Origin of the sequence: Streptomyces sp. CB01373, from assembly GCF_002803075.1 — a bacterium.
Classification (GTDB): domain Bacteria; phylum Actinomycetota; class Actinomycetes; order Streptomycetales; family Streptomycetaceae; genus Streptomyces.
The window spans coordinates 1-10349 of record NZ_NNBK01000036.1; the positions used below are offsets into that span (position 1 = coordinate 1).

Genomic DNA, 10349 nt, shown 5'->3' on the forward strand with positions numbered 1-10349 from the left:
GCCGCCCCATGGCCAGGGGCTATGCAGAGATCGCTGTTACACCACTCGGTGGGACACCATCTGCCCGGTCGGCCCCTGGCGCCCCGGTGACCCGGCCGGACGCTTAGACGTCATCTCATTTGGCCCAGTGGGCTGTTGGTCGTGGCGGGGATTGTTGAGCGGCTGGTGCCGGACGAGTTGTGGGAGCTGTTCCAGCGAGTGGTGCCGGAGGCGCCATCGCGGCCGCAGGGCGGCGGCCGACGCCGACACGGTGACCGTGAAGTGCTGGCCAAGGCCCGGGGCTGGGCCAAGCTGCACCGCCTGGTCCTCGACGAACTCGGAGCCCGCGGCGATCTGGACTGGTCCCGGTGCGCGATCGACTCGGTGAACATGCGGGCCCTGAAAAGGGGGACCTGGCAGGTCCGAATCCTAATGGGCACCGAAGCGGGGCATCGCCATCCGAATCGGGAGCCGTGAGCTCTTTCGACAGGCTGCGGGGCTCGCTTCAGGGGCACGGGTGCGAGGTCTTCCTGTTATCCGGGCGGTCAGCTCTTGCCACAGACAGGCCCGTATCTGTGCCTCGTCAGCCACAACGCGCGTATCCGAGGGCAACTGCTCAACTCCGCCTGTGCCTTGTCAGTTGGATCCGGTTCGCTGGTTGCGACCTGAGCCGACCGTGTGGATCACCTCTCCAACGTCGCGAGCGTTCCAGCTCTGCCGAAGACCGAGGGCCATGCGGCCCGCTGGGGTTGCGAACGGCTAGTGGGATGTTGTGCCCTGAGCACTTCCATTAGGGAGCACGCGCACCCTGCGAAGGCTCTGACCTGCATAAAAGCATCAGGTTGAGGAGGTAGGGATGGAGACAGCCGAGTTACCGCCGCCAGCGTTCTGCGGAGTGGACTGGGCCGAAGACCACCATGACGTCGCCATCGTCGACACCGGCGGAAAGCAGCTCGCCAAAGCGCGGATCAGTGACGATGCGGCCGGATTCGCCCAGCTCATCACGCTGCTCGCCGAACACGGCGACCTTGAGGACCAGCGGATCCCCGTCGCCATCGAGACGTCCCGCGGCCTGCTGATCGCCGAGCTGCGGGCCACCGGACGGCCGGTCTACGCGATCAACCCGCTCGCCGTCGCCCGCTACCGGGACCGCCACAGCGTCGCACGCCGAAAGTCCGACGCGGTGGACGCCGCGGCCCTGGCCAACATCCTGCGAGTCGACCGGGACGTGCACCGGTCCCTGCCTGCGGACTCGGAGCTTGCCCAGGCCATCGCCGTCTTGGCGCGCGCCCAGCAGGACGCGGTCTGGGACAAGGGCCAGGCCCAGAACAAGCTCCGCTCGCAGCTGCGCGAGTTCTACCCGGCGATCCTGGCTGCGTTCGCCGGGCACCGCTTCGGCCTGTGTGCCATCGAGGCCCGCACCATCCTGGCGGCCGCCCCGACGCCCACGAAGGCCGCCCAGCTCACGCGCCGCCATCTGCGGTCCCTACTCAAACGCGCCGGCCGCGTCCGCGGCATCGAAGCCGAGGCCGACCGGCTCTACGAGATCTTCCACCGCGACTACATGCACCACCTTCCCCAGGTCGAAGCCGCGTTCGGCCGGCAGACCCTCGCGCTGCTGCGACAGCTGGACATCGCGTGCACCAATGCCGACGAACTCGAAGCCGCCTGCGTCGAGGCCTTCGACGCGCACCCCGACGCGCCGATCTACACCAGCTTCCCGGGCCTGGGCTCCTTATCCGGAGCCCGGATCCTGGCCGAGATCGGCGACGACCGGACCCGGTTCGCGAGTGCCGGATCGCTGAAGGCGTACGCGGGCAGCGCACCTGTCACCAGAGCCAGCGGCAAGAGCTGCGTAGTCCTGAGCCGCAAGGTCAAGAATCAGAGGCTGGCCGCAGTCGGCTACGTCTGGTCCTTCTCCTCCCTGACGAAATCGCCCGGCGCCAGAGCCCACTACGACCGGCGGCGGAAGGCTGGCGATCGGCACATCGCCGCGCAGCGCAACCTGTTCAACCGATTCATGGGGATGCTCTACTTCTGCCTCCAGCACCACCAGCTCTACGACGAGGCGAAGGCCTTCCCCAGCCCGCCGCCGACTGCGCTTCCCGCCCAGGCCGCTTGACGCGCTAACCGCGTGGGATGTCTGTCGACCGGGGCAAGTACGGCTCGAAGATCCACCTGATCACCGAGCGGACGGGTCTGCCCCTGTCCGTCGGAATCTCGGGCGCCAACGTCCACGACAGCCAAGCCCTGATCCCGCTCGTGAAGGGCATACCGCCCATCCGCTCCCGCCGGGGGCCCCGCCGGCGCAGGCCCGGCAAGCTCCACGCCGACAAGGGCTACGACTACCGCCACCTGCGGAAATGGCTGTCCCAGCGAGGCATCCGGCACCGCATCGTCCGCAAAGGCGTCGAGACCTCGCAGCGGCTCGGAGGGCACCGGTGGACCATCGAACGCACCATGTCCTGGCTCGCCGGCTGCCGACGACTCCACCGCCGCTACGAACGCAAGGCCGACCACTTCCTCGCCTTCACCAGCATCGCCTGCACCCTCATCTACTACCGCCGACTCACCAAATGAGATGACTTCTTACTCCCAGGCGCCCGAGAAGGCTCGCTGCGCGCCGGAGCAAGGGCGAACTGGGTCTGACCGCGGGCATACTCCGGTCCTCCAAAACCCGCGCAGGCGCCGACGATGAGCAGCTCCGCGGCGAGCGGCGGCAGGTATCCGAAGATCATGGCTCCGGCGGGGAAGCGGGCCCGGGCTGCGTGGGGCATGTACTGAGCGGCGAAGACCTGGTGGCGCAGCGGATCGACGGCGCAGGCGAGCGGGTTGATCCGGGTCATCACGCTCAGCCAGGTGGGCAGTCCCTTGGGCGGGCAACACCCCGGACAGGAAGAGCACGGGAAACAGCAGGAGCGGCGCGATCACACTGCTGCGCGGCCCCGGCCGCCCTTGAGCGCCTGACCGAACAACTGGTCAGCCACGAGATGATCGACAGCCCCGTCGTCCTAAATGTGCCGGTGGCCCGCAAAGTACCCTGCGCGGCCCCTACTTCCAGCAGTTCCTCGACCCTCGGGGCCGCACCTGGGTCGCCGAACTCGCCGGTGACGTCCTCGACGGCTGACCCAATCGGACGGCGCGCCTCACCTGTTTCGCCACGAACACCACAAGCCGGCCGATCGCCGAGCTGGAGCTCCGCCACCGTCTGCGCGCCCAGGCCGAGGACCGCCGGCGCTTACCTGACCATCGATCAGATCCCGGTCCCTCTGCCGCCCAGACTGGGCCGCCTCATCGGTTCTGCGTTGAGTAGTCCATCTGCGTGTCGTGCTGGTGTTGCTACAGGTAGTGTGGCGGCAGTTCGCCTTGCTCTGTCGGGCGGATGGTGTGCCGGGAAGTCTGGTCGGCGATGGACCCGTCGTGGTCCGAACCAGCAGCTGCCGTCCCGATGGAGTCTCACGATGTCGCCCCAGGAACCTACTTCTTCGTCCCCTTCCGAGTCCCGGGATTCAGCGATCTGGCAGGTTCTCGTCAGCTTCGACACGTACGCCCGCATTCGTAACGCGCGTAATGGCATCCTGCCTGCCGCCCGTGTCACCCCGCAGGACGCGGATCGCGCCTTCGGCGCTCTTCAGAGGTCCATCGAACGGCTCCGGAATCTCAACCGGCAGTAATACTTGCACGGGGCGGGCGGCCGCAACGTTCTTGGGCTGGGTGGCGGGACCGGGACGCGGTCAGATGACGCTGATGGGCTGCTCACCTCCGCGCAACGGGTCGTAAACCCGGGCCCGGCGTACAGGCCGGGTACGGCCGCCGTTCACCGACGGCAGGGGCACGGAGCCGCAGTCCGAGTCAGCCCCGCGCCCCGCGAACTCGGCTCCCGGCGACGTAAAGGGCTCCGCTCCCCGACGGGCCCTGGCCGCCGTACCGGCCAGGAACGGGTGAACCTCCTGGTGTACGCGGCCGGCGGTAGCTGTTTCCTCACGGTGAGTGTGGCGCCGAGGGCCGGGCAGCTGGCCGCGAAATGCTTCCTCTTGGCGGGACTCATCGCCGGCCAGGCCTCCTTCTGCGGTGCGTTCTCCACCACGGTGCCACGGACCCAAGCCGGCAAACACTCGGCAGACCGGCCCACTACTTCCTCCGATAGACCAGCCGGTCGGTGTCGCCGGTGTAGAGGAGCGTGCGGTCGATGTCCCAGAGAGCCAGAATCATGTGGAGGCTCGCCGGCGCATGATGCTTTCCTCACGATCCACCAGATCTCGGGCTGTTGAGGAGGCAGCACCGTAGCCCTTCATGGATACGGGCCAAAGGGGCAGCCTGTCAGTCATTACGCTCCTCGTTCTCCGCTGTGCAATTTGAGATAGGCCAGACCGCTTGCGTACCAGGGGCGGCAGCTCGCCGAAACCCCAAGCGTCGGCCAGGGGCGCGCGTCGGACCTACGCCCAAGTCGCCCTGGCCTGCATAGCGGCTCAGACGAAGGCCGGCGGAGAGCGCGCCGCCCCGGCCAAGTCGGCAGCTCTGGCCTGGGTGACCGGGATTACCGGCATGCGTCCCCTGGAGTGGACGCGCGAGATCGCCGGCCGCCTCAGCCGACGCGGACTACATGATTCCCTTCCAGCTCCACGGACGTGGTCCGCAGCGGCCACGCAGGCAGTCAACGCGGTACTGGGCCTGATCTGCCCACTCTGGGTTGCTGGCGGCGTGCTGGGCGGCGAATGTCACCATGCGGAGTTCCCGAGCGTCAGCGTGGTCTGCGGTCCCGACGACGAGGACACCTTGGAAATCGCCGATGCCCTAACGCGGATCCGCCTCACCGTGGACGGTGCACACCGGGAAGCACCAGAGACCTGACCGAGTAACTGCCCGACCGCGACCTACCGCGAGATCGCCGGACGCCGGATGACGCGGCGCCGAAATCACCTCCAGCATTCGACCGAGCCATCACTGTCAGTGAGGATGCGACGCCGTGGCACTGCGGTGGTTCTGGCTCGTCGACTGACTGACGTCTCGCCTGACCTCGTGCGCCCCAACAAGCCTCCCCGGCCGAGACCACCCTGCCGGCGGTCGGAATGGTCTTCGGATCGCAATCTAATGCCCCGGGCTCTCGGGCGAGTTGATCCTTCGACGGCCTTCGTCTGCGGCCTGTGGGAGCATCTCGGCACACGGGCGGGCTTTCGATCCCTCACCCATGACAGGGATCGTGCCGCCCGAAGTGTGCCCAGGCGGCCGCTTGTGTAGGCAGGAACTCCTGGCCCCGGGCGAGGAGGCGGACGTGGAGCAGCGATCGGTCGCGGATATCGACGATCTCACGGCGTTCCTGGCCCGGCTGGCCGGCCTGTTGCTGCGCTCGTCCGGCGAGGGCGCCCATCTCATCGAGCGAGCCGTGGTTGACAGTGCCCGCGCCTTCGGCGGCGTCGCGTCCCTGCTGCTGGTGCCGGAGGCGGCGGCGCTCACGGTCACCGCGGCGGACGGCAGTACCCGCACCGTCATCGAGCACGGTTCCCGGAGGTCTTCCGCCTCGACCAGGTCGCCGCGCTCAAACCGTTCCTCGCCGAAGTGCGGACAGGCCGGACCGGAATCGCGGAGGCCGACCGCAGGCTGACGGAGATCGAGGCGGCACCTACGCCGTACCCGTGGTGGCTGAAGTTCCTCGGCATCGTGCTGTTCGCGCTGGGTTTCGCACCGTTGATGCAGCCCACCTGGTACGAGATCGCCACCACAGTTGTGCCGGCCGCGGCACCGGTTCCTTCCGCTGACGGTGTCGACGGCGGTCTCCGTCGTCACGATCGAACTGTTCGCCAACGACCCTGCGCACGGCGGTCCCGTCCTGCTGATGCTCCCGGCGCTGTTCTACTTCATCCCCGGCGACTACCTGAGCGCGGCGACCGCCGAGCTGGCCGCCTATGTGGGCGTCCTGCTCGGTGTCCCTTTCGCCGGCGCCTCCCCGCACGCTTTCTTCGACGTCGCCGCCCACTCCGACCACGCAGGGCACAGCGAAACCGCAAGGCGGCACCATGACCCGCGCACCGGCAGCCCTCACCGAGCAGGACTACGCGGCCCACATGAGCCGGGCCGCCCGCAGCGCGGCCAACGCCGGTCTCACCTTTCTCAACATCAGCCTGAACGCACGCAACGAGTGTCCCTGACGGTCCGGCTGGAGGCTACGCGGCCGCACGACGCCCGACAGCTGACCACAAACGGATCGAGCATGGGCGGAGCTCGGTCACCCTGTGCGGTAAGGCACCGGACAGCTACGCTGCGGGGCCTTCAGCTGCGCGGCTGGATCACCTCGCTCCGCGGCCTCCACCCCGCCATAGGATCACGGCTTCTCACTGCGCGGCCTGCGAGCCGCCGTCGATGGGGATGGTCTGTCCAGTGATGGACTTGGCGCTGTCTGAGGCGAGGAAGAGGGCCAGTGCGGCGATGTCGTCGGGGTCGGTGAAGCGTTTGAGGGACTGGATGCTCAGGGCGTCGGCGGTGACGTCCGCCAGGCTGCGGCCACTGGCATCGGCCCGGCCCTGCAGGACCCGCTGGATGCGCTCGCCGGCGACGGCGCCGTCGGTCGGCGAAAACCCGCCTCTCCCTACCGCCGCGAAAGCACATTCCGCCATCGAGCTGTCCTGAGCCAATCCGACAGCCTGCCCGGTATGGCCGGCGACTGTTGGATTCAGCCCGCCCGTGAAGATGATTTCAGAGCCAGCCGGAGCGCGCTCGGCCCGCCACTCCGTACGTTGCCTGGCACGAGCCGGCAAGCCGGGCGGCAAACGCGTGGTCACCGGCGCGGACAACGTCAAGTCCGCCAGTTCGCACCGAATGTCACCGAGCCTTGCCAGGGCGGCGTCCACGGAATCCTTGGGGGCATGGATGCCCCTTTACGTGCTTCAGCGTGAGTCTTCCGATCGGGCATCGGGGTCAGGACCCTCGGCCGCGCAACGCCCCCCGGACGCCAGTCGCCGCTGCCCGGCAGCCTCCAGCCCAAGGTGAGCGCGGCGAGCCGCAAGGAGACTCCAACGACAATCCCGGCCAGAATGCCGAGGGTGGGCGCGCCGAACCGGCTGCACTCCACCATCACCCCGCTCACCAGCACTGCGACCGTCGCGTGCAAAGGGGTGCCGCCGAAGATGGCGGGGGTACGGACCAGCAACAGGCCCCTGATGGCACCACCGCCGACCCAGGGTCAGTTGTCTTGCCGCCGCTGTGGGTAGCGCGCCCAAGGCAAGGATGCCGCCCAGTGCAGTCTGAGGCGGCCTCCGAGTCCGGTAGTTCCGGAAGACACGGAGGGCGTCACATGTTTCTAGCCTCGGGCTTTCATGAAGCGGGTTGTCCGACAAGCGGTCAGGAAAGCAGAAAGTGCCTCTGACCTGCGAGAATGAGGATTGCTGAGGTCCTTGTTCCCGCTCCAGCCGGAGGCACTTTCCAGGTGAAGTACCCTATCGGGTCCTATCCCCGTGTCCGTGTTCAGGGTGACGGCCGTCAGGTCGTCTCCCAGGCCGGGTCGGTCCTGCTCGTCGAAACAGTCCGCAAGACGGGCCTTGACCGGGCCATATCCGTAGCTCTGACTCCGTGGCGCAAGCCGCGGGCCGTCCACGATCCCGGCAAGATCCTCCTGGACGTCGCCCTGGCGGTCGCACTCGGCGGAGACTGCCTCGGGGACGTCGCGATGCTGCGGTGCGAGCCGGCCGTCTTCGGCCCGGTCGCCTCCGACCCGACCGTCTCCCGCCTGATCGACACCCTCGCCACCTCCGGCGAGAAAGCCCTCCAGGCCATCCGGTCCGCACGGTCCGAAGTCCGCAACCGGGCCTGGTCGCTGGCGGGCAGGAATGCCCCGGACACCGACGGACAGATCACGGTCGACCTCGACGGCGTCCTCGTGATCGCGCACTCCGACAAAGAAGGTGCGGCCGCGACCTGGAAGAAGACCTACGGCCACCACCCCCTGACAGCCTTCGTCGACCACGGCCCGGGCGGAACCGGCGAACCCGTCGCGGCCCTCCTCAGACCGGGGAACGCGGGCTCGAACACGGCCGCCGACCACATCACCACCGCCCAACTGGCCCTGGCCCAGCTGCCGAAGAAGTACCGGCGCGGGCGGCAGACGCTCATCCGCACGGACTCCGCCGGCGGCACCCACGACTTCGTGTCCTGGCTCGCGAAGCGAGGCCGATGGCTGTCCTACTCGGTCGGCATGGTGATCACCGACACCATTCACCAGCACGTGCTGAAGATCCCGGCCACGGCCTGGACCCCGGCCGTCGAGACCGACGGCACGGTCCGCGACGGGGCCTGGGTCGCCGAACTCACGGGCAAGCCGCTGGACGGCTGGCCGAAGGGCATGCGGCTGATCGTCCGCAAGGAACGACCCCATCCCGGGGCCCAGTTGAGGATCACCGACGCGGACGGCATGCGGATCACCTGCTTCGCAACCAACACCCCTGACCGGCCGATCGCCGAACTCGAGCTCCGTCACCGACTGCGGGCCCGCGCGGAGGACCAGATCCGGGCCGCCCGTTCCACCGGCCTGCGCAACCTGCCCCTGCACCACACCGCGCAGAACAAGGTCTGGCTGGAGATCGTCCAGATCGCACTCGACCTGCTGGCCTGGATGCCCATGCTCGCCCTGACCGGCCAAGCCCGGCTCTGGGAACCCCGCCGGCTGCGGTTTCGCCTGTTCTCCACCGCCGGACAGCTCGTCACCACCGGCCGACGCCGCATCCTCCGCCTCACCCAACACTGGCCCTGGGCAGGTGAGATCGCAGGCGCCCTCGAGCGACTTGCCCTCCTGCCCAACCCGGGCTGACCAGAAGACTTCCCGTCCCGACGACAGCACCACCCGACCCCGGGCAGTGGAACCCGGCGCCCACCTGACGCGACAGTCGGGCCACCGGCCTGCTCACCACCCGTCCCGGAAAGCGAAAAGGCCCGCCGACGCCGTCGACGGACCCTCACGCAAGATCGAGGCTAAGCGGACCATGCCCCGGTCGGCGAGTCTTCGCAGCGAGGCGCGGATGTCCTCGTCGTCACAGCCGAGGACCACGCACAGGCCGGAAACCCCTAATTCCGTTTCCCGTAAAAGGGGTATGTACACGGATTCATCGAAACTCGATATGCCTAATACGGTTAAGGCCATTTCCCCCATGGGCACCATTCGAACATTACTTCATCACAGCTGCCAAACAGTAAAGCCGAGGAGCGAATAGTCGTCTTGTCCGGTGGGCGGACCCAGTCGGCGGACCCGGCCGGCGGGTCCGCCGACGCCTTCCCTACAGAGCGGACGAGGCGATCACCGCGGTGAGAGCGGCGACCGTGGTGCGGATCGCGTCTCCGAGTTCCGCGGCCGTGCCTTGCCCCTCGGCGATCGCGGTCAGACGGCCCTCGGGTGCCTCCGCCCCGGAGCCCTGCAGCAGGACCGCCTGGAGGCCCGCATGGTGCAGTACGGCGATCAGCGCCGCCGTGCGCTCGTCGGGGTCCTGACCCTGAGTGAGGACGGCCACCAACCGTCCTCGCAGCGCCCCGAGTTCCGACAGGTTCGTGACCGGGTACTTCACCGATCCGAAGGCGCCGAGGACCCGTCGTCCGTGCTCCCGCACCAACCTCTTCCCCGACAGCCCCTTGTACGCCGTGTCGAGTGCCTGCTCGCGTACGGCCAGCAGCCACTCCCGGGGCGTCTCCTCGGGATGGCTCTGCATGTGCTCGGCCATGGCCACGGCCGCCGGATCCGCCGGCGTCGACGCTCCAGCAACGACGAGTGCGCCGTCACGCTCCGTCAGGTGCCCGGAAAAGCTCAGCTCCAGCAAGGCGGCCGCCGAAACCGCCAGAGACACCCGCAGCGGCGCTTCGCGCAGGGTGCCGGCCTCTTCGTCCAGTGCGAGCAGCACGATCTGCTCGCCGATCGTCAGATCCTCAGTCATGGGATCCCCCTCTCGATAGGGAGACGAGCAAAAGGAAGCCGAAGTTCCAGGCGCGTCGGCGAATTCGGGTGATCGGGCCGGACTGGTGGTCAATTGTGTCGCAATTCACTTCCGGCCCAACCTGTCGATAAGTCGTATTTGTAATTCCCTTCCGGCCAGGGGGCGGTTCGTGAGCTGATGCCCCCTTTCCGGATAACCGTGGGGCAGGACCGCTGGAGATGGCGAGGTGTGCGAGGCTCATGACCGGGATACCCTGAACCGGTGTACGTAGAGCCTCCGCCAACTTGAATTCGCAGGTCAAAGGGCTGGTGTGACCGGTTCTCTGGGTACTCGCGCTGGTCGTGGGTGGCTGTCTGAGGAGTAAATCGTTTGACAGCGGCCACGGCAAGGACAACATCATGAGCCTCGCGCTTTCATGAAGCGGGCTGTCCGGCAGGTGGTCACACAAACAGAAAGGGCCTC

At 67.9% G+C, this 10349-nt stretch carries 8 protein-coding genes and 2 pseudogenes; 7 read left to right on the plus strand and 3 right to left on the minus strand.

Annotation, left to right across the window (positions count from 1 at the left end; all coding sequences use genetic code 11):
* Positions 1–135 precede the first annotated feature (135 nt).
* The 6 genes and pseudogenes from CG719_RS35085 to CG719_RS37280 all read left to right on the plus strand — a co-directional run.
* A pseudogene (locus CG719_RS35085) lies at positions 136–410 on the plus strand (IS5/IS1182 family transposase); the annotation flags it as partial.
* 425 nt (positions 411–835) lie between these two features.
* Entirely contained in the window at positions 836–2101 is a 1266-nt protein-coding gene (locus tag CG719_RS35090; protein WP_100572750.1) for an IS110 family transposase, read from the plus strand.
* Between the two features lie 26 nt (positions 2102–2127).
* Positions 2128–2559 (plus strand): annotated as a pseudogene (locus CG719_RS35095) (IS5 family transposase); the annotation flags it as partial.
* 2692 nt (positions 2560–5251) lie between these two features.
* Positions 5252–5581: a hypothetical protein gene (locus tag CG719_RS35120; protein WP_100572752.1), complete on the plus strand. Its 330-nt coding sequence runs from the start codon at positions 5252–5254 to the stop codon at positions 5579–5581.
* A complete protein-coding gene (locus tag CG719_RS37685; RefSeq protein ID WP_100572753.1) occupies positions 5536–5997 on the plus strand; it encodes a threonine/serine exporter family protein in 462 nt (153 codons plus the stop codon). Before CG719_RS35120 ends, CG719_RS37685 begins: the two co-directional genes overlap by 46 nt.
* On the plus strand, positions 5994–6125 hold the full coding sequence (locus CG719_RS37280) for a hypothetical protein (RefSeq protein ID WP_267895386.1): 132 nt from the start codon (positions 5994–5996) through the stop codon (positions 6123–6125). The genes CG719_RS37685 and CG719_RS37280 overlap by 4 nt, the downstream gene beginning before the upstream one ends.
* 183 nt (positions 6126–6308) lie before the next feature.
* Here CG719_RS37280 and CG719_RS36045 read toward each other — a convergent pair whose 3' ends face one another.
* Positions 6309–6824: an SDR family oxidoreductase gene (locus CG719_RS36045; RefSeq protein ID WP_199836903.1), complete on the minus strand. Its 516-nt coding sequence runs from the start codon at positions 6822–6824 to the stop codon at positions 6309–6311.
* Positions 6825–7399: 575 nt separating this feature from the next.
* Here CG719_RS36045 and CG719_RS35140 point away from each other — a divergent pair.
* A complete protein-coding gene (locus CG719_RS35140; RefSeq protein WP_100572755.1) occupies positions 7400–8776 on the plus strand; it encodes an IS1380 family transposase in 1377 nt (458 codons plus the stop codon).
* Between the two features lie 93 nt (positions 8777–8869).
* Here the strand turns inward: CG719_RS35140 and CG719_RS37690 are convergent, their stop codons facing one another.
* Entirely contained in the window at positions 8870–9124 is a 255-nt protein-coding gene (locus tag CG719_RS37690) for a helix-turn-helix domain-containing protein (protein ID WP_100572756.1), read from the minus strand.
* 115 nt (positions 9125–9239) lie between these two features.
* Complete coding sequence (locus tag CG719_RS35150; RefSeq protein ID WP_100572757.1) at positions 9240–9887, minus strand: GOLPH3/VPS74 family protein; 648 nt, start codon at positions 9885–9887, stop codon at positions 9240–9242.
* Positions 9888–10349: the final 462 nt, after the last annotated feature.